At 32.1% G+C, this 25,906-nt stretch carries 21 protein-coding genes; 6 read left to right on the forward strand and 15 right to left on the reverse strand.

Annotated elements, in window-relative coordinates; translation table 11 throughout:
• Positions 1–22 precede the first annotated feature (22 nt).
• Complete coding sequence (locus tag ABD077_RS05150) at positions 23–1,096, reverse strand: PA0069 family radical SAM protein (protein WP_343911125.1); 1,074 nt, start codon at positions 1,094–1,096, stop codon at positions 23–25.
• A gap of 125 nt (positions 1,097–1,221) precedes the next feature.
• Here ABD077_RS05150 and ABD077_RS05155 point away from each other — a divergent pair, with 125 nt between their 5' ends.
• From ABD077_RS05155 to ABD077_RS05175, 5 genes are all read left to right on the forward strand, one after another.
• Positions 1,222–2,217, forward strand: coding sequence for a TIR domain-containing protein (locus tag ABD077_RS05155; RefSeq protein ID WP_343911127.1), 996 nt, complete (start codon positions 1,222–1,224; stop codon positions 2,215–2,217).
• Positions 2,218–2,350: 133 nt separating this feature from the next.
• Positions 2,351–2,725, forward strand: a complete 375-nt coding sequence (locus ABD077_RS05160; RefSeq protein WP_343911129.1) for a hypothetical protein — start codon at positions 2,351–2,353, stop codon at positions 2,723–2,725.
• Between the two features lie 210 nt (positions 2,726–2,935).
• Positions 2,936–8,464, forward strand: coding sequence for an alpha-2-macroglobulin family protein (locus ABD077_RS05165; protein ID WP_343911131.1), 5,529 nt, complete (start codon positions 2,936–2,938; stop codon positions 8,462–8,464).
• Positions 8,465–8,475: 11 nt separating this feature from the next.
• Entirely contained in the window at positions 8,476–8,868 is a 393-nt protein-coding gene (locus ABD077_RS05170) for a GNAT family N-acetyltransferase (RefSeq protein WP_343911133.1), read from the forward strand.
• 16 nt (positions 8,869–8,884) lie between these two features.
• Positions 8,885–9,181 (forward strand): antibiotic biosynthesis monooxygenase family protein, encoded by a 297-nt coding sequence (locus ABD077_RS05175; protein WP_343911135.1) that lies wholly within the window; start codon positions 8,885–8,887, stop codon positions 9,179–9,181.
• 86 nt (positions 9,182–9,267) lie between these two features.
• Here the strand turns inward: ABD077_RS05175 and ABD077_RS05180 are convergent, their stop codons facing one another.
• The 8 genes from ABD077_RS05180 to ABD077_RS05215 all read right to left on the reverse strand — a co-directional run bounded on the left by ABD077_RS05180 (position 9,268) and on the right by ABD077_RS05215 (position 17,980).
• Positions 9,268–9,825 carry a YbhB/YbcL family Raf kinase inhibitor-like protein gene (locus ABD077_RS05180; RefSeq protein ID WP_299894298.1) on the reverse strand — a complete coding sequence of 186 codons (558 nt, stop codon included), beginning with the start codon at positions 9,823–9,825 and terminating at the stop codon, positions 9,268–9,270.
• An 89-nt stretch (positions 9,826–9,914) separates the two neighbouring features.
• Positions 9,915–10,754, reverse strand: coding sequence for a helix-turn-helix transcriptional regulator (locus ABD077_RS05185; protein WP_343911138.1), 840 nt, complete (start codon positions 10,752–10,754; stop codon positions 9,915–9,917).
• A 150-nt stretch (positions 10,755–10,904) separates the two neighbouring features.
• On the reverse strand, positions 10,905–12,428 hold the full coding sequence (locus ABD077_RS05190; RefSeq protein WP_343911140.1) for a CocE/NonD family hydrolase: 1,524 nt from the start codon (positions 12,426–12,428) through the stop codon (positions 10,905–10,907).
• A gap of 64 nt (positions 12,429–12,492) precedes the next feature.
• The gene (locus ABD077_RS05195; RefSeq protein WP_343911142.1) at positions 12,493–13,260 is read right to left on the reverse strand and encodes a hypothetical protein; all 768 of its coding nucleotides are present in this window, start codon (positions 13,258–13,260) and stop codon (positions 12,493–12,495) included.
• 180 nt (positions 13,261–13,440) lie between these two features.
• Entirely contained in the window at positions 13,441–14,028 is a 588-nt protein-coding gene (locus ABD077_RS05200) for a carboxymuconolactone decarboxylase family protein (protein ID WP_343911144.1), read from the reverse strand.
• Positions 14,029–14,090: 62 nt separating this feature from the next.
• Positions 14,091–14,948, reverse strand: coding sequence for a helix-turn-helix domain-containing protein (locus tag ABD077_RS05205; RefSeq protein ID WP_343911146.1), 858 nt, complete (start codon positions 14,946–14,948; stop codon positions 14,091–14,093).
• A 134-nt stretch (positions 14,949–15,082) separates the two neighbouring features.
• Positions 15,083–15,646, reverse strand: coding sequence for a hypothetical protein (locus ABD077_RS05210; protein ID WP_343911148.1), 564 nt, complete (start codon positions 15,644–15,646; stop codon positions 15,083–15,085).
• Positions 15,647–15,778: 132 nt separating this feature from the next.
• Entirely contained in the window at positions 15,779–17,980 is a 2,202-nt protein-coding gene (locus ABD077_RS05215; protein ID WP_343911150.1) for a response regulator, read from the reverse strand.
• 406 nt (positions 17,981–18,386) lie between these two features.
• On the opposite strand from ABD077_RS05215, the gene pbpC reads away from it, so the two are divergent.
• Complete coding sequence (pbpC, locus tag ABD077_RS05220; protein ID WP_343911152.1) at positions 18,387–20,714, forward strand: penicillin-binding protein 1C; 2,328 nt, start codon at positions 18,387–18,389, stop codon at positions 20,712–20,714.
• A 45-nt stretch (positions 20,715–20,759) separates the two neighbouring features.
• Here the strand turns inward: pbpC and ABD077_RS05225 are convergent, their stop codons facing one another.
• The 6 genes from ABD077_RS05225 to ABD077_RS05250 all read right to left on the reverse strand — a co-directional run bounded on the left by ABD077_RS05225 (position 20,760) and on the right by ABD077_RS05250 (position 25,847).
• Entirely contained in the window at positions 20,760–21,665 is a 906-nt protein-coding gene (locus tag ABD077_RS05225) for a transporter (RefSeq protein WP_343911154.1), read from the reverse strand.
• Positions 21,666–21,781: 116 nt separating this feature from the next.
• Positions 21,782–22,249 carry a CYTH domain-containing protein gene (locus ABD077_RS05230; protein ID WP_343911156.1) on the reverse strand — a complete coding sequence of 156 codons (468 nt, stop codon included), beginning with the start codon at positions 22,247–22,249 and terminating at the stop codon, positions 21,782–21,784.
• A 130-nt stretch (positions 22,250–22,379) separates the two neighbouring features.
• Positions 22,380–23,216 carry a DUF2911 domain-containing protein gene (locus ABD077_RS05235; RefSeq protein WP_343911158.1) on the reverse strand — a complete coding sequence of 279 codons (837 nt, stop codon included), beginning with the start codon at positions 23,214–23,216 and terminating at the stop codon, positions 22,380–22,382.
• Positions 23,217–23,236: 20 nt separating this feature from the next.
• Positions 23,237–24,286, reverse strand: coding sequence for an AraC family transcriptional regulator (locus ABD077_RS05240; protein WP_343911160.1), 1,050 nt, complete (start codon positions 24,284–24,286; stop codon positions 23,237–23,239).
• Positions 24,287–24,369: 83 nt separating this feature from the next.
• Complete coding sequence (locus tag ABD077_RS05245; RefSeq protein WP_343911162.1) at positions 24,370–25,071, reverse strand: hypothetical protein; 702 nt, start codon at positions 25,069–25,071, stop codon at positions 24,370–24,372.
• Between the two features lie 107 nt (positions 25,072–25,178).
• Positions 25,179–25,847: an NAD(P)H-binding protein gene (locus ABD077_RS05250; RefSeq protein WP_343911164.1), complete on the reverse strand. Its 669-nt coding sequence runs from the start codon at positions 25,845–25,847 to the stop codon at positions 25,179–25,181.
• Between the last annotated feature and the right edge of the window lie 59 nt (positions 25,848–25,906).

Genomic DNA, 25,906 nt, shown 5'->3' on the forward strand with positions numbered 1-25,906 from the left:
TCCAAAAATAACCAAAATAGCTTCAAAATAGCTTTAATTGCCCATCTTTATGTTGCCGATGCAATTCGCAATTTAAATTAGATCGTTGATGTTGACTAAAATATTTTTTTCTTGCAATAGTAAATAGTTGATGAATTTGTTCAGCGATTTTTCCACTTCCTTTCATTCTTCTTCCGTATTCACTATCATTTAGGTTGCCGTTATGGCATTCCATAATTTGATGTAGAATTTTATCCTTTCTATCTGGAAGTTTGTGTTCTAGCCATTTTGTGAATATTTTTCCAATTGCTCCATTTAATCTAACAATCGTGTAACCAATATTCTTAGCTCCTCTTAGAGAAATTTCCTTAGATAGATCCAAAATTTCATGACTGTTAATAGAAGGAATGATGGGTGCCATCATTACATCTGTGGGAATCCCCAAAGTATTTAGTTTTTCTAGAGTTTCTAATCTCTTTTTAATGCTTGCGGTTCTGGGTTCTAAGATTTGTCTTGTTTGCTCATTAAGAGAGGTAATAGACAAAAAAATGGAGACTAAATCATCTTTGGCAAGTTCTTGCAGGATATCAATATCTCTCTGAATTAGAGAGTTTTTTGTAATGATCCCGACGGGATGTTTGTACTTTAAGAAGGTTTCTAAAAGTTGTCGGGTAATTTTTAGTTCTTTTTCAATCGGTTGATAGCAATCTGTATTCCCAGATAGTGCAATCGGATATGCCTCCCAATGTTTACTTCTTAGTTTTTTTTCAAGGAGTTTAGGAGCATTTTTTTTAACCAATATTTTAGTTTCAAAATCTAATCCCGCTCCATATCCCCAATATTCGTGAGAATTTCTGGCATAACAATAAATACATCCATGTTCGCAACCTTGATACGGATTTAAAGAATACAACATTCCAACATCTGGACTATTTACCTTATTTACAATAGACTTCGGATAGGTTTCAATAAAAGTGGTTTTCGGATTTAGAATAGTTTCTCCTTCTTTGGCTAGATAATTCAAAAAATCATCCCTTAGTTCATGTTCATCTTCTAAGAAGCGATTATGGACTTTTTCTTGTGCTCCTCTTCCTTTTATGTTCTGTTTCGGTTTCAAAAGGTATCTTTTTTACGGTTTAAAAGTAAAACTTTTGTTGGAATATTTCCAATAAAAAATGGAATATTTCCAAATAAAGAAAGTAATTTTGTAATAGTCGGATTTAGGTAAAAAAATAGTCAGTGATGAAGAATAGAAGTTATGAATATGATGTGGCTTTATCCTTTGCAGGAGAGAATAGAGCGTATGTAGAGAAGGTGGCAAATAGTCTAAATAAAAAGGGTATTAAGGTATTTTATGACTTATTTGAAGAAGCAAATTTATGGGGAAAAAATTTATATGAATACTTATCAGAGATTTATCAAAGTAAAGCAAGGTACACCGTATTATTTGTATCCAGTTTTTACAATAAAAAATTATGGACGAATCATGAGAGAGTTTCGATGCAAGCAAGAGCATTTCAGGAAAGCAGGGAATATATTTTACCTGCAAGATTTGATGATACAGAAATCCCTGGAATTCTTAAAACGATCGGTTATATTAATCTGGAAAACAGAACTCCTGAAGAATTAGCCATTTTAATCGAAAATAAATTAAAAAAGGATCAAACGTTTTTCAGAAATCGATGGTCGAAACTCTCTACCATGATCAACCCAAAACCGTTTATTTTTACTTTAAAAATAATAAATGAGAAAGAAGAGTTTATTAAACACGCCAAAGTGGTATTGATGGCCAATAACTCTACTTATTTGGAAGGTTTTACAGATGAGAATGGGTTAGCACATTTTGTGATAAGGACCCGAAAGTTATACACTGTTTTAGTAGCGCACTCAGATTATCCAGCTGTAGTTTTTCATAATGTCAATCCAAAGGATGATATAGAGGTGACTATTGAGAAATCTGAAAACACCGGTTCGTTGATCATTAATAAGTCGGGACAAATCCCTGGACTAACAGGCAAAGTTGAACCAGCAATTAGTACAGATGATAGGTTGTCAATATATGCCGATAATATTGCAATAGAAGGAGGTAAAAATCAACCTTATAATATGGATTTGGATGAATCAGTTACTTTAGAAGATAAGGAAGGAAATATTATTTCGTTGATATTTCGGTTTTTTCAAGGAAGAATTGCTCTAATCGATTATTACAAGAAAAGTACGGTAAGACAATTTTCATAAAAATAAATACCAATATTTTTGTAGTTATTTCAGGATGGTTTTAATACAATGTTAAAAATGTATAAAATACGTTAAAACCATAATTTTAACATTTTTTTAAGACATAAAAACTAGCTAAACCTGTTTTAGTACTATGAGAAAAATGTTAATGGTGCTATTTGTATTAGGTTTAATGCAAAGTGTAAAAGCACAGTTTATTGAGGTTTTAGATACTAATGAAAATCTAAAAACAGATGTTAAGAGTGATTTTGTATGGATTCAGGCTAATGAAAGTAATCAGGTAATGAAGGGTATAGAAGTTGCTGGAATTAGAGAGGATGAAATCAAGCAACGATTAAAAAGTAAACCGATCTCCTTAATCATGTATTGGAGATATGATTTAGTTTCGGATGGTAGGTCAGATAAGAATCAATTAGCAGGTGTTGATTCCTACACTTCTGAGTATGAAATGACTGATTTAGGAAAAAAATTAGTTACACTAGGTCTCATTAATACTATTATCGAATAGAAGGAATTTAATAAATTTAGGTGTAAACGATATTTAAAAGTCTGGTTACTACCAGACTTTTTTTGTTCTTTAAGGTAACAAAAGTTGGCATTATTGTACTAAGGCTTAGGTAGTATATGTTTTTTTGTAAGTTCATGAATTACAGTTTGATTCTTATAGAGTACATAAAAATTTATCTTACTTTTATACAAACAACTTAAACCTTTAGATATGCGTCTTTCTCGTATTTTATCACTCTTCTTATTATTAATTTTTGTTTTTTCTTGTAAAAAGAAAGATGCTAAATCCATGGCAGAGGCAAATGCTTCTGAACTTAATAAATATCAAGAATATATTTCTGATTTATCAACAGGAGTTATTTCTGTATTAGATAATGTATATGTGGTGCTTCAAACACCAGTGGAAGGTTGGGATGATAATCAGGAGCTTTCTGATGAAGTGTTATCGGTTTCTCCAAAAGTAAAAGGAAGAGTATTCGTTGTGAATAATCAAACAATAGCTTTTCAGCCAGAGGAAGGTTTTAAAGAAGATACGGAGTATACTTTTACTCTACATCTAGAAGATTTAGTTAAAGATTTAAATGATGATTTGGATGATGAGTTCGTTTTTAGTGTTAAAACTTTAAAACAGCAATTTTCGATAATTACAGATAATCTTCAATCCTATAGCAAAGATTGGCAATATTTAAATGGTACTCTTACTGCTAGTGATTTAATGAAGCTTGAAACTGCAAAAGAATTAATCAAGGCATCTCAAAAGGGAAAGGATGTGCCGATTAAATTTGGAGAATCACTAGATAAAAGTCGTCAGTTTAGTTTTAAAATAGATAGTATTCAACGTTTCGATGATGATTCGGAAGTAGAGATAAAATGGTCTGGGAAACCCTATGATATAGATACGGAAGGAGAAGATGTATTACAAGTGCCAGGTAAAAATAACTTTTCGGTAATTAGTGTTTCTGTTTCCAATTTTAACGGACAATATGTAGAGGTGAATTTTTCAGATCCGTTGAAGAAAAATCAAAATTTTGATGGTCTGGTCACAATTTCAGGAGCCAAAGATGTCAAGTATACTGTGCAAGGACAAAATTTAAAGGTATACCCAAAACAAGAGTTAAAAGGAACTTCGCAGGTTACTATTTTTGAAGGAATAAAAAGTATCGATGGTTATAAATTAAAGCAAACGTATTCGGAAAATATTTCTTTTCAACAACCAAAACCCGAAATACGATTATTACAAAGTGGAGTGATTCTACCTACTTCGGGAAATTTGAAATTTAATTTTGAAGCAATAAACCTAAGAGCAGTTGAAGTACAGGTGGTGAAGGTTTTTGAGAATAATGTTCTTCAATTTTTACAAAATAATAATCTTGATGGATCGAGTAACTTAAGAAGAGTAGCGAGACCTATCGCTAAAAAACTAATCAATCTACAAGAAAATACATCACTAAATTTGAGTAAATGGAATGCTTTTGCAATCGATCTAAACGAACTTATTTCTCCAGATCCAGGTTCTATTTACCGAGTTGAGTTAAATTATAGAAAAGCATATTCATTGTACAAATGTGATGGTGCTGCCATAGATGACACTCCGCTAGAAGAATTAGCAGATAATTATGATACCGAAGAAGAATCTAGTTTCTGGGATAGTTCTCAATATTATTATGATGATTATTATGATTATGATTGGAATGAGAGAGATAATCCTTGTAGTAATTCTTTTTATAGAAATAAAAAGGTAGCAGCTAATGTATTGGCCACTAATTTGGGAGTGGTGGTTAAAAAAGGGTTGAATAATTCTTATTCGGTAATCGTAAATGATATTATGACTACTAACCCTGTATCGAATGCGAAAGTTACCTTTTACAATTACCAACAACAAGAAATAGGTATAACCACCACGGACGCAGAAGGAATGACTGGTTTTGATGCTGATAAACCCGCCTTTTTTGCAATTGTTTCCTCAGGGAAACAACAAACCTATGTAAAACTTAATGACGGAAATGCATTATCCGTAAGTAAATTTGATGTTGCTGGAGTTAGATTACAAAGAGGAATAAAGGGCTATATATATGGAGAGCGAGGAGTTTGGCGTCCTGGAGATACATTGTTTTTATCCTTTATGCTTAATGATAATGCGAATAAATTACCTAAAGGGCATCCAGTTAAGTTCGAATTGAAAGATCCGTATGGAAAGGTTGTGCATCAAGAAACAAAAACAGAAGGAATAGGTAATTTTTATAATTTCGAGGTAACCACTTCTCAGGAAGCTCCAACCGGTAACTGGCAAGCGAAAGTAAATGTAGGAGGAGCGAACTTTTCAAAATCTTTGAAAATTGAAACGATAAAACCCAATCGTTTAAAGATAAAGACAAGCTTTGATGATGAGATTCTAGGAGTAAATAAAAGTATTAATGGGAATTTGGAAGTTTTATGGCTTCACGGTGCGGTTGCTAAGAATTTACAAACTGATGTAAACGTTCGTTTTAATGCTAAAAAGACTAGTTTTAAAACTTTTCCTGGATTTATTTTCGACGACCCATCCCGAAGATTTGGGACAGATGAGCAGGAAGTATTTACGGGTAAACTTTCCTCAGAAGGAAAAGCAAGTTTTTCTATAAAACCTAAATTAGAAAACAAAGCAGCAGGAATGCTAAAAGCTTCATTTATTACGAAAGTATATGAAAATGGAGGAGATTTTAGTACCGATGTGATTTCCAAGGATTTTTCTCCATATGATACCTATATTGGATTAAATGTTCCCAAAGGCGACAAAGCGAGAGGAATGTTACTAACGGATACCCAGCATAATTTTGAGGTAGTTTCTGTAGATAAAAATGGAAAACCCAAATCGGTAAAAAATCTCGAAGTGTACGTTTATAAAGTGAGTTGGAGATGGTGGTGGGATACATCAGAAGATAACCTCTCTTCGTATAACAGAAGTTCCTATAGGAATGAAATATTTAAGACAAAAGTTTCTACAAACAGTAAAGGTCAAGCCAACTTTAATTTTGAAATAAAACATCCAGAATGGGGAAGATATTTGGTTAGAGTAGTGGATCCTAATGGAGGGCATGCAACTGGGAAAACAATTTATGTAGATTGGCCAGGCTGGGCTGGAAGAGCTAATAAGAATGATCCATCGGCAGCTACGATGCTCATGTTTTCTTCAGATAAGAAAATTTATGATGTTGGAGAAACAGCAACTATTACCTTTCCATCAAGTGATGGAGGAAGAGCTTTAGTAACCGTAGAAAATGGTACCGAGGTATTAACGTCTATGTGGGTTACTCCTCAGAAAGGAGAAACTAAATTCGAATTGCCAATAGAAGATTTATATACTCCTAATGTTTATATTCATATTACGTTACTACAATCACACAATTCTACAGCTAATGATTTACCTATTCGTTTATATGGTGTTATACCGATTTCTGTGGAAAATCCAGCAACCAGAATTAAACCTGTAGTAAAAATGCCGGATGTCTTGCGACCAGAGGAAACCATAAATGTAAAGATTAGCGAAACAGAAGGAAAGGCTATGACATATTCAATAGCTATTGTAGATGAAGGGCTACTTGATCTTACTCGATTTAAAACGCCAAATCCATGGACTACTTTTTATGCCCGAGAAGCACTAGGTGTAAAAACCTGGGATGTTTATGACGACGTTATCGGAGCTTATGGAGGTAGTATTAATCAAATTTTCAGTATTGGTGGTGATGCCGAAGCAGGAGGAGGAAAAGCCAAAAAAGCAAATCGCTTTAAACCAATGGTGGTTTATAAAGGACCTTTTGAATTGGAAAAAGGAGAAACCAAATCCCATTCGATTAAGATTCCTAAGTATATCGGTTCTGTAAGAACGATGATCGTAGGATCAGATGCAGAAAATGCTGCATACGGAAATACAGAAAAAACTACACCTGTTAGAAAACCATTAATGGTATTAACATCGATTCCTAGAAAAATTACTCCAGGTGAGAAAGTAACGATTCCTGTTACTGTTTTTGCCATGGAGAATAAAGTTAAGAATGTAAACGTTACGCTAAAACCAAATAAAGGATTTACTGTTACAGGCGAAACAACGAAGCAACTTTCATTCTCTCAACCAGATGAAAAAATGGTTTATTTTGATATCGAGGTACTGGAAGGAGCATCGATCACGGATATTGAGGTGATAGCTAGTGGTAATGGTGAGAAAGCTTCTTATAGCATTCCTATTGATATAATGAATCCAAATCCGATGACTACAGAGATCACCTCTATAGTTCTGGAACCTAATAGCGAACAAGAGATTGATTTCGCTTCTTTTGGAGTAGATGGAAGTAATACAACTACCATAGAACTGTCTTCATTGCCTCCAATGAATTTTGAAGGAAGATTAAAATATTTAATCCGTTATCCACATGGATGTGTTGAGCAAACGACTTCAGGAGCATTTCCTCAATTATATTTAAATGATGTGTTTACGCTGCCTTCCGATAAGAAAGCCAAGATACAGCGTCATATGGAAGCAGCTATTTACAGATTGAAGAGCTTTATACAACCAAACGGCGGAATGTCATATTGGCCAGGTTATAGTAACGCAAATGATTGGGGAACAACTTATGCCGGACATTTTCTGTTAGAAGCCAATAAAAAAGGATATGTATTGCCAATAGGATTTAAGAGTAATTGGATCAACTATCAGCAGCAACAGGCAAAACGTTGGAGAAGTGGAGGTAGCGATTTAGCGCAAGCATATAGACTTTATACTTTGGCATTAGCAGGAAGTCCAGATTTATCATCTATGAATAGATTAAGAGAAACTTCTAATCTTTCTAATAACGCCAAATTAAGGTTAGCGGCTGCATATGGATTGGTAGGACAGAAAACCGCAGCAGAAAAACTAATGAATACGGCAAATATTGATTTTCAACCTAGGAAAGGTGGTTATTATTATACCTATGGTTCTACGAATAGAAATCGAGCGATGGCATTGGAAACATTGGTGCTATTAGATCAAAAAGTAAAAGCACAGAAGTTAGCAAAAGAACTTGCCAAAGAATTATCCTCTAAAACATGGATGAGTACTCAAACGACATCATATGCTTTAATGGCAATGGCAAAATATGCTGCATATGTTGGAGGAAAGGGAATTGATGTAGAGTATTCGTTAAATGGAACCTCTAAGATGGCAAAAACTGATAAAACCCTGCAATCATCAGGAGAGTTGGCCATTACAAAAGCTAATAAACTGAAGCTAAAAAACAATAAGGATAATACCATTTTTGTACAACTAGCAACGAGTGGTATTTTACCAGTAGGACAGGAAAAAGTGATCCAAAGTAACTTTAAGGCAGTTGTTGATTATAAAAATAGAGATGGAAAAATAATTGATGTTACTCAACTTACACAAGGAACTGATTTTGTAGCCGAAGTAACCATAACAAATACTTCAGGTAGTAAAGTGAAAGATATTGCTTTAACAGAGATCTTTCCATCTGGTTGGGAAGTAGTAAATACACGTTTTACCGATTTTGGTTCTTTTAGAACTAATAAAGTAACACATACAGATATCGGAGATGATCGAGTGAATTTCTATTTTGATTTAAAACCGAGAGAAAGTAAAACAGTTACCTTATTATTGAATGCATCTTATTTAGGAAAGTACTACTTACCAGGAATCCAATGTGAGGCAATGTATGATAATGATTATTTGGTACGTACAAAAGGGAAGTGGATACAAGTGGTGAAATAGAGTTAAATGAGATGCAATATATTGTAAGTACAACTAAGCTTCCGGATACAGAAGAGCTGAAAATTTTTTTTTTGCAAACCAGTTGGGCAAAAGATAGAACCATTGAAAGCATCCAAAAGTTATTGAAGCATACTAAAATATTTGTGGTAATTCGAAATGAAGATACGAATCAACTTATTGGATTTGGACGTGCAATTTCGGATGGAGTCTTTAGAGCTTTATTAGATGATATCGTCATTGATACAAAGTATAGAGGAAACGGGTTGGGGAAACAAATAATACGAGAGCTTTTAAAAGAACTAGACGAGGTAGAACAAATATTTTTGAATACAAAACCAGCGTTAGAAGAGTTTTATAAACAATTTGGATTTACAAAACCTAAAGCTATAACGATGAGTTTATAATATGTAATCTAGATGAATGATATTAGAACAAGCAATACTGAATATAAAACCAGAGGAATCTATTGTATTTGAAAAAGCTTTTGCAGAAGCCCAAAAAATTATTAGTTCGATGCCAGGTTTTGTGAATTTAGATCTTTTGAAGTGCATAGAAGAAACGGATAAATATCTTTTGTTAGTAAAATGGGAGTCAATAGAGGACCATACAATAGGATTTAGGCAATCTGAAAAGTATAATGAATGGAAACAATTACTACACCATTTTTATGACCCGTTTCCCGTGGTGGAGCATTATGAAACAGTAATTTCTATATAAATGTAGATGACCAAAACATAAAAAAGCATAAGTTTAATGATCTTATGCTTTTTTTAGTGTTTTGTATATTTTGGATAACTAATAGTTTACACTTTTTTCCTTTGGTAATATGTAACTATACTAGCTTTTGCTATAGTATTGTTCCATAAATAGTATCCTACTACTGCAGGGTTTGTATCTGCATTCAATCCAAGTTTATCGGTTTTTAAAGCATATACAGTAATGATGTATTGGTGCAATCCGTGTCCTTCGGGAGGACAAGGACCGCCATATCCTGGAACACCATAATCTGTTATACTTTGGATCGCACCTTGGGGTATTGTACTTGATCCTTTATTACCAGCACCAGATGGTAATTCTGTACTATTTTTTGGGATATCGAAGACTACCCAATGCCACCATCCACTTCCTGTTGGAGCATCTGGATCATACATGGTTATAGCAAAACTCTTAGTTTCCTTAGGCGCGTTTTTCCAAGATAGTTGTGGAGATTGGTTTTTTCCAGTGCAACCAAAACCATTAAATTCCTCATTGATTGTAGCTTCGCCACCCAAATTATTACTAGTTAAGGTAAAAGTATTTTGTCCAAAAATTGAACTTGTAAAAGCGATAGCAATTGCTATGATAAAATTCCTCTGTTTCATGTTATTTGTCATTTAATTACTGTGACAAATTTATGTTGGATATGAAGAAATTGAACAAGGTTTTTGGGCCAAAAAGTATTGCTAAAAGTTCAACTTGATTGATATTGTTTTGGAGTAACTCCAAATTTATTTTTAAATGCCTGAATAAAATTTGAAAGACTTTCATACCCAATTTCTTCAAAAATGTCTGATGGTCTTTTTGATTCATTTTTTAATAAAAAAGCAGAGTGTTCTAGTCTTTTTTCCTGAAACCATTTGCTAGGTGAAGTATCGAAGTGTTTTTCAAATTCTCGTTTAAACGTAGAAACACTCATATTAGATAAAAAAGATAGTTCTTTTAAGGTTAATTTATTTAATCGATTACTTTCTACAGTTTGTATAAATTTTTGCGATTGATTATCAATATTTTTTGTTAAAGCATATAGAAAATCAACACCTTTTAATTCTGTAAGATACAGCATGATCTCCTCGAACTTCGTAACTAATAGCTTTTTTTGAGTAGAAGGGGAAAGTTTTATGATATCCAAAAGACTGTCTACAAACCTTTTAATAAAGTCATCGTACGTAAAGGAATAGGTAGAATAAGGAGTAGTATTTTTTGAAGGTTGTAATTCAAACTTTCTAATAAAATTTAATAGGTTTTCATTTGTGAAGAAGAAGAGAATACTGTGGTAATATTCTGAAACATTCGATAGTTTTTCTGTCATTAAACAATGACCAGATTTCATTAATAAGAATTGACTGCTATCGATAGCATAAGACGAATTGTCAAAAAACACTTCCTTGAAACCTTGTTGTAGGAAACTAAAAGCATTCGTATTAAGTAAAATTTGTTGGCGTGCAATTTCCTGATGACTTTCATAATTAAAAACAGTAATAGAACTGGAATCATTTAAATTTAATTCATCTGGTAATACAATGGTTTTCATACAGGTTTTTTGTTATTAGCACTAATTTAATACAACAACATCACAATGTAGAAATTAGAATGTTTGCATCAAAACAAATTATATAAACAACTTATTTTGAATTTTCGGGCAAGATTGCCGGATCTTGACAATAGACTATAATAGAAAGGACTATTTATTTAATAGTTTTAGTTTAGTAAGCGCATTTTGATTTTGTGGATTTAGGGCTAAAGATTTTTCGAAATTGATAATGGCATTTTTCTCATCTTTATGAAGTAAATATGCTTCTGCTAAACTATCATAGAGATTGGCAGAATTAGGATAAATATGTAAAGCCAACAAAAATACCTGAATACCTTGCTCTATTTTATTTGGATCAAAAGATAACCGTAAGCCTAAGGTATTGAGCATTCCTTCTTCCAAAATGAGTGTTGGATGCTTCTTTTTTTCGGTTTGATATAATGGAATAAGGTCCTGAAAATTCTGATGCAAGGCCAAATCGTTAAAATCCTTATAAGTAAAGGTCTTTTTCAATCCGTTTTTTGTTTTTAGAGAGACTAGTTTATTATCAGTTTCTAGTAATTCTGCAAACCTGTTTTTACTACTTTTTTCTTTTAAATAGAAATTCAAAAATTGTAAAGTATATTGAGACAATAAACGATAAGATTTCATAATCTCAACATCACTTTTATCTTGTCTTTTATCTCTATTGGCAAATAAAACTCCGAAAGAACTAAAATAAGAATGCGTTAAATCATGGAACTTAAAACTATGAGATTCACTATACTGTAATGAATCATATAGTTTAAACTGGTAATTCAATTCAGATGGAATTTTATCACTAATCATTACTTCTTTAGGAATATCCTTTTGAGCAAAATGGATATATGGAATATCAAACCTTTTTATATCAAAATATGGTGATTTCTCTAATACCTTGTAATTATATCTTTCAGAACCATCTAAGCTTACCAATGCTTTTACATTAGAGTTTTTCATCGATGTGATTACATTAGATAAACCACCAAAACTATATCCCATTAGAGCAATTTTGTCTGTAGCGACGTTACCGAATTTATGAACTTCTTTTAGAATAAACTCCGTATCTCTAGATTGTGCTTCTGCAGCTCTAGGAGTTGCGCCTTCTAGTTCTTTAGTAATTGCTCCTCTTGATGGATTTGAAATAACTACATAACCATGACTTGCTAAATATTCGAATAAAGCAAAATTTTCAATAGAAGTAGCTTCATAACTAGAAGCATATACAATTACTGGAAATTTTTCTTCTAGCATTGGAGCATTATAAACTGCCTTTACCTTTTCGGAGAGATGCGCTTTATTTTGAGGAGTATTCCATAGATAATGAAACCAATCTAATAAGTACTCATCCGGTAAGTTTTTCCATTCTTCCTCTTCTTTTAAGATATGTAAATAGTCTAATACAGTTAGTTGTTTATCATTTTTTGTTTTAATGTTAGATGGATACCATATGCTGATTGGGATTGGTCGGTCTATTAATCGGTTATTAAACTCGTTTTTAATACGGTACGTTCTTGTACCATCAATTAAAGTATAGTGCTTAAAACCTACTTTGTAATCTCCATATGGAAGATTTATTTCTTCTAACGAAGTTTGGCAAAAAACGAATTGTATTTGGAGACATATAAGAATTAGTAAAGTACGTATTCGCATCATCTTAGAAATATAGGTTCTTTTCTAAAGATTCATGTGGTTAGTATTTGTTACAGTTTTTTGATTTTTAATTAATTAAATAGAGGAATAATAATAAAATCAAAAATATTATTCCGAAAACTATCTTTAAAGGAAATTGTGCCACACCAAACGTAAAATTCATAATTTTTTCTAATCCTAAAGTTGCGTTTGAGATAGAGTTCGTGTAAATTTTTATGGCGTTAGGTTCATCATTTTGTTTGTTAAGCTCTTCCTTTAATTTGATTTCGTCGAATTTAATTGTATTAGAAACCAGTGTTAGAATTTTTTTAACGATTCGATTTACTATTCCTCCAACAAAGGGAACTTTATCTGATACTATTTTGGAAACCATGGGAATTGTAACAATATGAATAATTCCTTTAAAAAGTAATCCAAGAACATCTTTTCTATTATCTTTATTTACCTGATTATTTACTTGATTAATATCGGTCACTGCTGATTTCATAATGTCTAGGGAATAACTAATTATACCCCACATATCAGACTTCATCTTCCAAATAAGAAATAACAAGCCTATTAATAACCCTGAAATTAAAAATAAAATTAACCCGATGATTGTATAAATAACATACTCTACATGTACTAAATCAAGCACGTAGAAACCAAAAATAAAAAACAATAGTGACAGTAAAATAGGGCGAATTACCCAATTGATTACATATTTTGGAAAAACTAAAAGTTCTACGAAATTTTCAACAACCTCTTCATTTCTATATTTTCTAACATCAATTCCTAATTCGTTTTTTATCTTGTTATCTAGTTTTTCAACATCCTTTTTAGTTCTAATTTTCATATTATGATTTGATTTTTGATCGATGATTCAATTGGCTTTTAGTTCGTACAATATATACTATTATTTCCCAGTGTCTTTATGGTCTACAATGTTACGAAGATTTCTCTGGCTTTTTGAAAATAAAAAAAACCGATTACGTAAAGACATAACCGGTTGTATCAAATTATAACACATTATTTGTTATCTATAATCATTATTATAGTTGAGATTATTCGAAATTTCGGCAAACATTTTATCCGGAATATTCATAGCAAGTTGATTTGCAAAATTAGAAAGCACTTTTGCAGCTATATTGGTGATCACGTCTAATGCTTGCGGTTTCGTATATCCCGCATCAAAGAAGTTTTGTAAACTCGCATCACTCACTCTTCCTTTTTTGTTGTAAATATCCTTAGTAAACTCATGCAACACATTAAACTTTTCATTAGAAAGTTTTTGTTTGTTAATAATCTCATTAAGATCATCTGGGTTAGAATTGAATAATACTTCGCCAGCAAAAGTATGACCACCAGCACAATAAGCACAAGCATTTTCTACAGCAATTGTCATCTGTACGATATTGTTTTCTTCGGGTGATAGTGTGCCAAATTCTGCTAAATAATTCTGAGTATCTACATAAGATAATAATGTAGCCGGAGCGGATTCTAATAATCGTCCTAAATTAGGTACGGTATTAAATTTTTCTTGATACCAATTTATTCTTTCAGCAACTTCTGGTATTGGATTTTCATTTAATTCTAGGCTAAAATCTCTTGCAGTTGTTTTCATTTTTATATGATTTATAATTACAATACAAAAATGAAAAGAAGGTTTAATTTGATGTTTTATAATCAGTTCAATGATTTACTAAAATGGGTCATTTTATAATTCGTTGGAGAAACACCGTAAAAAGATTTAAAGGTTTTAGAGAAATGGGAAACATTTGCAAACCCACAATCATATGCTATATCGGTAGCTCTTAGATCTGTAGTACCCAGTAATTGAATGGATTTTTCTAATTTTTTCTCTCTGAGATAAGAAGCAGGAGATGTTCTATAGATTCTTTTGAATTCTCTCTTAAAAGTAGAAAGACTTTTATTGGTTAAATGGGCTAATTGATCTAAGGTGATATTAGAAAAATGATGTGCTTCGATAACTTCTCTAAATGTATAAGAGGTAGGATGAAATAAATTAGAAAGTATGGAACGAATGGCTGGCGCATTTTTGGTTTGGTTTAGTAATAGAATAATTTCTTTAATCTTTAAAGTCAAGATTTCTTCATTTACCAAATCTGGATTTTCAAAATAAAATAGAATACTCTCTATATATTTCTTTACCAAAATATCACTTTGTAATTTAGACATTCCAATATCGGAAGGCTGTCGGTTTTTGAGAAAGTTAGGTAGCTTATTTTCATACACCTTTTGTAACACTTCTGGATGAAAGTGAACAGCAAGTGCTTGATATTCTTCGGATGATTTAGAGGGTAACATATTACAAGAATAGTTACCACATTTCATAAGAACAGACTCTTCTGCATTAACTTTTAGCTTTTCTCTTTCAGAGATAGAATCATATTCTCCTTTGATTATGTATAAAAAACAAGCCTCATCGTGCATGAGATTTGGTTTTTTATGCGGTGGTTTTAGAATAACCGTTTCGAATACTATTTTCCCAAATAGATCAATCTTTTTATAATCGAGGATCATTTCTTTTTAAGTAAAGATAACTTTTAGAATGTTCATAGTTTTGTATAATTAGGTCAATTTTTGTTGTCAATTTAGGTCAGATTTATAGAGTAAAAAATATGAACTAAGTTTTCTATTTCACTAATTAGTTTTATTTAAGAATTCAATTCTCGGTATTGACCATGATTAATGTTTGCAATTCTTTTTTCAAATTCATCGATGAGATTTTTATACAATGCTATTATTGGTTCTATAACTTGTGTCCAATCGTCAAATTCTAGATGATATTTGCAAACAATGCTCCAATAACCATCCAAACTACAAACAACTAAGGGACGAAAATCTTCTTTATCCGCAATTTCACTTAGAAGGTTTAAGGCATTATTAGTTTTTAAAAAATGAAGTACATTTTGGTTTTCAGATTTTAAAACGAATCTACTTTTTCTTCGTAAGAATAGATTCTTTAAATGAGAAATAGTATCTATTTCAAAAGGGATTGGTTGTAGATCGTCAGATAATTTACAGCTTGTAGTTCCAACATAATTAGTTCCTGTTTGATTAATGATCGTAAATTGATTGGATTTGTATTCAAATTTTATTTTAAAAATAACATTTGGACTTCTCGTTCCATCTCCAAACGATATGTCCTTATCATGGAGATACAATTTACCGTTTTCATTTTTAGCAATTTCCTTAAAGAATTCTATTAGCATTTTCATATATCAGTAGTCTTATCCTACTAATAAGTACTAAAATTGTATAAATTGTTACTAGGTAATTCATTTAGATATAGTAAATGAGATTGTTCTAATATTTTAAAGGATAGATCAGACTTTTTAAAAACTATTCATTTAAGTACTCAATGCAATGTTTCTTTCGATAGCGTATTGTAGATCTTTTTTGTTCAGTGGTTTGTTGATGAGATCGTTCATACCAGCTTTTTTACAATCATCTGAAACTTCACTTAATTCAGAAGCTGTAAGGGCGATAATAGGTATTGAAGTATTAAACTCACGGATTTCTATAGTGGCACGCATACCATCCATAACTGGCATATTGATATCCATAAGAACAAGATCGAATGTGTCCTTTTTTACAGCTTGCACAGCTTCGATACCATTAGCAACGATAGTACATTCACATCCAATGTTTTTGAGTAAATTTTTGGTAACCAGTTGATTTATTTTATTGTCTTCTGCTACTAGGATATTGGCAGAGATCGAATCCTGCTCAGACGATTCCTCATCTTTGTCTGGGATTTCTAAACTCTCAGGAATGTCTGTGTCGAGCTCGAAATAAAACATCGAGCCGACCCCTTTTTTACTTTCAAAATAAATTTGACTTCCCATAACCTCAATAAGATTCTTTACTATAGATAACCCTAATCCAGTACCTTGTTTATTATCGTATACACTTCCTATTTGTGAGAATTCTTCAAAAATATACTCTTTTTGATCTTCTGGAACACCCATTCCAGTATCTTCAACTTCAAAGCGTAAGATTACTTTAGAGCTCTCTTTAGAAATTAGTTTAATTCTTAACCAAATTTTTCCTTGCTCTGTGAATTTAATGGCATTTCCAAGAAGATTAATGAGTACCTCGGAGGTTCGCAATGCATCTATATTAAGTAATTTAGGAATGCTGGGATTAAATTTTAAAATAAGTTCGTTTCCTTTCTTTTGTGCTTGATATTCGAAAGATTGGAGTATGTTTTGGGTTAAAGAATGAACATCCGTTGGTGTTTTAATAAGTTCCTTTTCTTCAGAATCAATTTTACTTACTTTAAGAACATTGTTTACCAAATCCAATAAATAGTCTGCAGAAAATTTTAAAGAATTTAGCAGTTTTTTGTCCTTATCGGATTGTTTTTCGTTTTCTAAAAGAATTGATGAAATACCTACTACGCCATATAAGGGAGTTCTGAGCTCATGACTAATAGTGGAAATAAACTGAGATTTAATTTTACTTAGTTTTTCCGCCTGCGATTTTGCTTCGTACAATTCAGAATTTTTTATCTCAAGAATTTCGGTAACTTTCTTTTTAGATTGATATCCGCGATAGTAAAAGAAAAAAGCTACTGCCAGTAATAAAAGTGCTGCTGTAGAGATAAAAATGATAAGCTTATTATTTTTGTCAAGGTCTACAAGTAAATCCTTTTCTCTTTCTGCCAATGCTAATTTTTTTTCATATCGATCAACTTTAGATCTAAAGTTAACGGTCTCATTTCCCTTAGATCTTGCATTTTCAAAAACTTTACGCTCATTAGCTTGAAGTAACTTTAGATCAGCTAAGGCTCTTGGGTAATCACCAATGTTTTCATACATCTCTGCTCGATACTGATAAAAATAACTTTTTCCTTTTGGCCAATAGGATTCGTCTTGTAAATAATCAAAAGATTTGTCAAAATATTCTTCAGCTCTTGCAATATTTCCTTGATGGGAATAGTTTCTCGCTCTTAGAAGGTACAACGAACTTCGATCCACAAGAATACTATCTGGAATGTTAGCATCTATGCTATCTGCTTCTTTAAGGTATACGGAAGCTTCATCATATCTATCTAAATCCATATAAGTCCAAATCAAATTATGTAAAGGGACTTGATATTGCTCTATATGCGAACTTTTCTTTGCAAGTTTTACTGCTCTTTGGTAATAATCTAAAGCACTTTCAAAATCATTGTTACCATCGTAGTATATATTTCCCAAACTATGCAGAATATATGGTAAAAGTAATTTGTCTTTGGTCTTTTCTGTATATTCTAAAGCTTTAAGGTAGTTTTTAGTAGCATTTTCATAATCAATAATCTCGTATTGAACAGTTCCCATTAAAAAGTAACCATGAGATATATAATGATCATTTTTAAGTTCTATACCGTAATCAACTGCCTTAAAGGCGTACTCTAAGGATTCGTACATCTTATTAGCAACACGTAATTCTTCCGATTTTCTTATGAGATTAAAGAGGCTATCATTGTATTTGTAAGAAGGTTTTTCTTGAGAAAACGTACATAAAGTGCATAAAACAGCAATTATATAGAGGGTATTTTTTTTCAATTCTAAACAATTTTATTAAAAATGAACACATCTAAGTATATGATCATCGGATGTATTACACTGTTTAATTTTTCATTATAAGCCCCATTGTTTTTAATTTATTGGAAGATGCAGTGGTCGTTAGTCGCATTAAAACTGTCATAATTTAATAAAATTAAAGGGTTTATTTATGATTTTTTTAAGAAAACTCAGGATGCAAACGCTGGCTAAATTAGAATTTTGGGGAATTTTCCTCTTAACAGATAGAGGGTGGTGAGTGTACTGTTTTGGTCCTAAATTCAGTTTTCAAATTAATTTTTATCAAGTTTCATAAGTTATCTAAATACATTTACATAAATTTCACAGATATTGAACTATTTAATATTGGAGGGAAATCATTATTGTGTTTACAAGGATCTTAAATTTTGTGAAGAAACATCCAATAAAATTCATTTTGATTGGAGTTGCATCTATTTGGTACTATTTTTCTTTACCATCTCCATTATTTGATGATCCCACCGCTACAGTTATCGAAACAAAAAGTGGTGAACTACTTGGTGCGAAAATAGCAAAGGATGGGCAATGGCGTTTCCCAGAAACAGACAGTGTTCCTTACAAATTTAAGGATTGTATTATTGCATTTGAAGATCAACAATTTTATAAGCATTTAGGATTTAATCCTGTTGCTATGTTTGAAGCAATTGGTGAAAATTTAGAAGCAGGTAAAGTTGTAAGAGGTGGCAGTACCATTACACAACAAGTAATACGGCTTTCTCGAAAAGGACAAAAAAGAACGTACTACGAAAAGGTGATCGAGCTTATTTTAGCCACACGATTAGAATTAGGAAAATCTAAAGAAGATATTTTAAAATTATATGCTTCTTACGCTCCTTTTGGGGGTAATGTAGTCGGAATCGATATGGCCTCATGGAGATACTTTGGATTGCCAGCACATCAATTATCTTGGTCAGAAAGTGCTACCTTAGCAGTGTTGCCCAATGCACCGTCTTTAATTTATCCAGGTAAAAATCAAATCCAGTTATTAAAAAAGAGAAATAGATTACTAAAAACATTACTAGAACAAGAGAAAATAGATTCTATTACCTACCAATTATCTGTAAGTGAATCATTACCTCAGAAACCATATAAATTACCGCAAGATGCATCACATTTATTAGATCGATTGGCTCGAGATAATAAAGGTGAACGTATGCAAACAACAATTAATCGAACGTTACAGCAACAAATAAATAAATTAGCTGAGCGCCATCATGGCATATTGAAGCAAAATGAAGTGCATAATCTAGCGGTATTGGTTTTGGATGTTCGTACCAGAGAAGTACTAAGTTATGTGGGAAACGCTCCAACAGACAAAGCGCACCAAAAAGACGTGGATATTATAAGAGCTGCTCGAAGTACGGGAAGTACTTTAAAACCTCTTTTATATGCAGCAATGATGGATAAAGGAGAGTTACTCCCAGAACAGTTGGTTTCTGATATACCAACTGTGATTGCAGGTTATACTCCTATGAATTATGATGAAAGTTTTAACGGTGCTGTACCTGCTAATAAAGCTTTGGCAAGATCTTTAAATATACCAGCAGTAAGGTTATTACAACAATATGGATTGCAACGTTTTAGAGATGAATTAAATATATTTAAAATTAAGGATCTTAAATATACTGCGGATCACTATGGATTATCACTCATTGTAGGTGGAGCAGAAGGGAACCTTTGGGATTTGTGTAAAACATATGCTGGTCTCGCTGGCACACTTAATCATTATGAAGAATCCTCTAGCGAATATTATAGTAATGAGTTCGCAGAACCAATTGTTTTGGCCAATCAAAGTGTTGATTTTGGTAAGCTCGAACAAGAAAAACCTATGTATGGTTCTGGAAGTATATGGTTAACTTTTGAAGCAATGAAAAAGGTAAATCGTCCCGAAGGCGATGAAGCATGGGAGTTTTATGATTCTGCTCGAGAAATAGCATGGAAAACAGGAACTAGTTTCGGCAATAGAGATGCTTGGGCGATTGGTGCAAGTAGAGATTATGTAGTAGGAGTATGGATAGGAAATGCAGATGGCGAAGGAAGACCTGAACTAACTGGATTAAATTCTGCAGCACCATTGCTATTTGATGTTGTAAATTTATTGCCGAATTCTAATTGGTTTCCGGCGCCTTATGATGATTTGGTAGAAGCTGAGGTATGCGCACTGAGCGGTTTTTTAGCTTCTGGAGAGTGCACTTCTAAAAAAATGTTGATTCCTTCGGCAGGAATTAAAACAAAACCTTGTCCTTATCATAAGTTAATTCATTTAGATCCTTCGCGAGAATTTCGTGTGAATTCTTCTTGTGAATCTGTAGATACAATGATTCATGTACCATGGTTTGTGTTGCCGCCTTTACAGGCATATTATTTTAAGGGTAAACACGCTAGTTATAAAAATTTGCCTCCCTACAGATCAGATTGTGTAAAGGAACTTACGGGTAATATGGATTTTATTTTCCCGAAAGGGAATAGCAGTGTATACCTACCTAAAGGCTTTGATGGAAAAACTAATGATGTGATATTAAAAATAGCTCATACCATTCCAGAAACAAGAGTGTTTTGGTATATAGATGATAATTTTATAGGAGTTACGAAACAGTTTCATGAAATGCCAGTAAAACCATCACCAGGAAAACATATTATTACGGTAATTGATGAAAAAGGGAATGAGTTAAAGAAGAGAATCGAAATTAAAGAGTAAGACTATATCCCAATAATTCACTTATCGGGATATAGTCTTAAGATTTTAAAGAGGCTTATATACTAAACCAAAAGAAAATGAAGTTTCTTTGCTAAAGTTACGACCATCTATATTTTGATTATAGGCGGTAGAAACACCAATTTCGTTTTTATATACTGGGATATATAAGTTTACATTAATATTCGTGTAATCAACTTCGGTTTGTGGAAGTGCTCTCGGTCCTCCGGCTTCAGCAAATTCTGGTGTTCCAATATCAAGTCCATCCATCGAATCTTGTACCGCTAATTGTACATGTGTATAAAAATAGTTGTTAAAATACCCCAGCTTTATACCGTATACTTGCGCATTAGGAACATCAAAATCACTGTTGTCCTTTAAACTGTATCCATACTGTACTTCTGTGAAAAAATTAACTTTTGTTGTTAACTGAGCCATAACATTTGCATTAAAAGCATTCGCATTGTTTCCCAATGATAGAACACCTTCTGCTTCATAATTACCAATAGGAATACTGGCTCCAACGGCAGCACCGACACCAAGTTTTCCTAAGGAATTGATGTTCTTTTCTAAGATTCTTCCTTTTAGAAATACACTTAAGTCCTGAATACCTTCTACGCTTGATGTTCCTTGTACTGGATCCGGTTCTCCCGTTTCACTTTCTATGAAAATATAGGGTATATTAAGGGACGCAGATAACCAATTTGTGATTCCGTATTCACCATAAAGATTCACTATATAGGAGGATATCGAACCTAAACCAGCAGGGTTACCTTCTGTAAGCTCAGTGCCTCTATAAAACCTGTCATATTGTTTGAAAGAATAACTCGGAGCTATTGTAAGTTCATTCTTTTGTGGATAAAAACCACTTACTTCTGTTTGAGCTACTAAAGGAGCAGAAAAACATAGTAATACCATAGCCCCTAAAAAGGACTTCTTAGATTTGTGTAACATGATAATTTTTTAAAAAGGTTAATAAGTCTCCTTAGACGGGGAATATTCACCTATAATTACAAACCAAAATGTTACAGATTTGTTAATTGAAAAATCCTCAGATTTTGAAGGTTTTTTTACCAATTTCGGAATGGAAGCTTGCTTAATTGAGAATTATAATATTTGGGATCACCTGTTACTTCATCTCCTAACCAATTTGGTTTATCAAAAGCTTCATTTTCGTCTTGTAATTCTATTTCTGCAATGATTAATCCTTGGTTTTCATCAAAAAATTCATCGACTTCAAATACATGATCTCCAGACGGTATTTCATACCTAATTTTTTTGATGACTCCTTGTTCACAAATTTCAATTAAATTTTTAGCATCCTCTACAGGAATGTTTTTTTCCCATTCAAAACGAGAGGTGCCTGTGTCATTACTCTTACCTTTAACAGTAATAAAAGCTTGTTCGCCCTTGATCCTTATTCTTACAGTTCTATTTGGATCAGTATTTAAAAATCCTTGAATAATATGTATGCTCTTATTTGCCGATTGCTTATATGCATTTGATTTTACCAAAAATTTACGTTCAATTTCAATCATTGTAATATTGTATAGAAATTATAATTTTCTAACACTTTTTATTAGATGTTATATCCAGATTTGAAGATCAAAAAAATCATTTTTGATCTTCAAATCTGGATATTAATTTAGTTTGCCTAAAAGATATTATTTATCTAGACCATTTTTCAATAAATTTTTCATTTAACCTAATAAAATCTTTGTTCTTTGCTTTTTTAGATAATTCTAAAGACTTTTTTGCAGCAGAGACGGCTTCGGTTTTTCGGTTGAGATCCGCAAGAATGAGTGCTTCTCTATATACCTGGAAAAACAGTGGCTTTTCGGACTTAGTTGCTTTTTGAATATAAACTAGTGCTTTGTCCAGATCTTTTCCTGTTTCATGTAAATAAAGTGCTGCTTGAAAATAATCAAAATTAGATGGTCCGGCTAATGCCTTTTCTATATTAGCCATCGCTTTAGTGTGTGTATTTAATTTTAGCGGTACGGCGATTTTACTTTGATCCCAAGCTATTACAAGATCAGTACTGTTTAGTGTGATTTGATCAAAGTATATTAGTAAAGTTTCCTGTGGGTCTTTTAATTTCTCTGATTTTACCTGAAAACTAGCAGTAGGTTCTTTTTCTACATATGTGCTCCAGTTTCCAGATTGATAGATGTATAAATTAACATCCCAATATTCAGAGTTAGGTTTGGTTAAAATTGCATAAGACCCTTTTTTTATTGGGATATTATGAATTGTTAAATCTTCACTAAAAGTAATTTTTGTGGCGGCATTTGCACCAGTTCTCCATAACTCTCCGAACGGTATAATTCCATTTTCTCCAAAAATAACTCTATCTCTTTTACTAGGTCTGGAATATTGAATTTCTATATCTGCTAAACCAACAGTTTGAGTTATTTTTGATAATGGACTTAATGCCGGAATTGAAAGTTGGGCATTAGTAGTAGCTACAGTGAGTAATACACTGATGAAAAATATTTTGAACATAATTTTTTAATTTAATAGTATTAGAGATTTGAGAAGTACTCTTTGGGAGTTGTACCCATTAGATCTTTAAAAGATTTGTTGAAGGTGGTTTTTGAGTTAAAGCCTGCTTCTTGAGCTAAACCAAAAAAGGTTATATTTTTTGCCTGATCTGTCTTTGCTAAATCGATAAATTCCTTTATACGATAATAATTTACGTATTCGAAAAAATTCATTCCGATACGCTCATTAAGTAAACGAGCTATTTCTGGGTTGCTTACACCTAACATTTCCGCTAATTCTGATTTAAGTAGTTTCCGGTTTAAATAAGGTTTTTTCTCAATCATTAAATGATCTAATTGCGATTTTAAATCATCTAATTGGTTATGCGATAATTTTGATTGTACGTATTTTTTGGGTTTTATGATATTAGAAACCTTGAATAAATCAGGTTCTTTCATCCCGTAAAAAGTGATAAATAAAATAATGAGTGCAATACTGATCCAGATTACTTGCCAACTTACTCGATTGAATAATTCATAATCTAATAGCCAATTAAGAAACATTAGAAACCAGCAGAGTAAACATATACCAATCGCAATTAGAAAATTTAGAAAAAATTGAGATTTGATATAATAGCTTATCTCATTCTGAATATCTTTTTTAAATTTTAGGAATATCATTAAACTTTTGATCCAATAAGTAATATTAAAAGCCAATCCTATTGCAATAAAAATCAGTGTAATTCTAAATTGAAGTCCACTTTGAATTCTAGTTTTTAAGATATCATCAGAAGGAATAATAAAAGCTATAGTAACCCCAAGATTGTATATTACAGCTGGCAGATAATGAACCAATTCTTTCCTTGAAAAAGGTTTATTCAATAGGCTGGATCTAGTAAATAGATAAATGGTAGCTCCAAATAATAAAGTAGAGAACTCAGAAAAAGTAACCCAACGATAATTATCACCAAAGAACCCTGATATGTATAAAACCCGTCCCGTAAGTCCAATGGAAAGGACTAGGACTAGGAATGCTATATATTTATTTATGCTCTTCCTTTTTTTTGGAGAAAAAACGTAAATAAAAAGCAAAAATAGGCTTTGAAAATACCCAAAATAAACAAGTTGATTCAGGAATGATTGCATAGCAGCTTGATCTTTTCGGCTTTAATATACTAGTTTAAAACAAATTGATTTACATGTAGCACACCATTGTGATTCATTTTTAGATTTTCTTTATAAAAAGCATCGAACTCTTCTTTGGTATTCCATTGAGTAATAACTAATAAATCAGGATTGTGGTAATAACCTAGTGGTGATTTTCCATTAGTAAGTTCCAAAATTTTTGTTCCTCCTTTGGATGTTGTTTTTTGTTGCCAAAGATTTATAAATTTTTCAAATCGTGTATCATCTTTCTTCCAATAAGAAGTTGCTACGGTATATTTATTTTTATCAATTTTAAAAGAAATGTCTTTTGGCATTTCATAATAGGTTAAGTTAAATACAGACCATAAATCTCTTCGTTGTTGATGAAAATCGGGCACTATTCCTTCAATCTCGGAAAGAAACTCCTCTCTGTTTTTTAGATCTTTCCACTTACCAAAAATAAAACTAGTAGGTTGGATATTTCCTTGAATTGTTTTGCTGATCTTAAAACCGGGTAATGGCTGATAGGTTTTTTTTATCCCAATTGGAAAAATAGTTTGCTTGTACCTTTCGAAGTTTTGTTTAGTATCAGGTTTAGTGGTTAATAATAGAATATCTAGAATTTCTCCTTTTTTGAAAGAGAAAGATTTAATATCTGATTGTGCAAAGAGACCTGTTGTCAATAAAAATGTTATTACAAACAGAATACGATTTTTAAATGGCTTTGTCATTTGTCAAATTTTAAAGGTTTATAATTTTATTGACAAATGTAGAGGCTTCACTAAATAATTAGTAAAATCAGGGGTTAAGAAAGATACGGATACGGTATGCGAACCAATTAACGTACGTAATTCGCATAAATCTTTTCAATTTCATTAGAAAGTATTCTTTGTTTTTCAGAAAAATTATTCGCGAGCCATATCATTGAAGAAACGATTATTTTTGGATGTATGGATCTATACTTTTTAAGAGAACCGATTAACAAGGGATTGATCAATTTCATTAAAAGTTTGAAAAAAGATTCTCCACTTCTCTTTTCTTTTCTTTTGCCACTAATTAAAGAAGGCTGTAAAATATGAAGTTTTGGTATTTTAAAATCCAAAACCGTTTCTTCCATTTCACCTTTGGTGCGATTGTAGAATATTTTGCTTTTAGGATTTGCTCCTAAAGCAGAAATTACAATAAATGTCTTTATCTGGTTTTGTTCACATAGCTTTGCTGCTGTCACAGGAATACCGTAGTCTATTGAACGGTATAATCTTTTATCAGGGGTTTTGGCATTAGTAGTTCCTATACAACAAAATACTTCGTCTCCACGAAAATCATTGCTGCAGGATTCTAATTGTAGCATGTTGACTAGGTGTTCCTCAATTTTAGGATGTGATATGCCGATCGTTTTTCTTGAAAATAGTTTTATTTTATCATAACGAGTATCCACAAGTAATCGATCAAGGAGCATCCTTCCTGTCAATCCTGTAGCACCAAGTATAATTGCTGTTTTGCTCATTTATTATAGATTTTATGTAAATATAATGAGCAATACTACTATGTAACTTCAAAGTACTA

The organism is Aquimarina litoralis (assembly GCF_039523995.1).
GTDB lineage: Bacteria > Bacteroidota > Bacteroidia > Flavobacteriales > Flavobacteriaceae > Aquimarina > Aquimarina litoralis.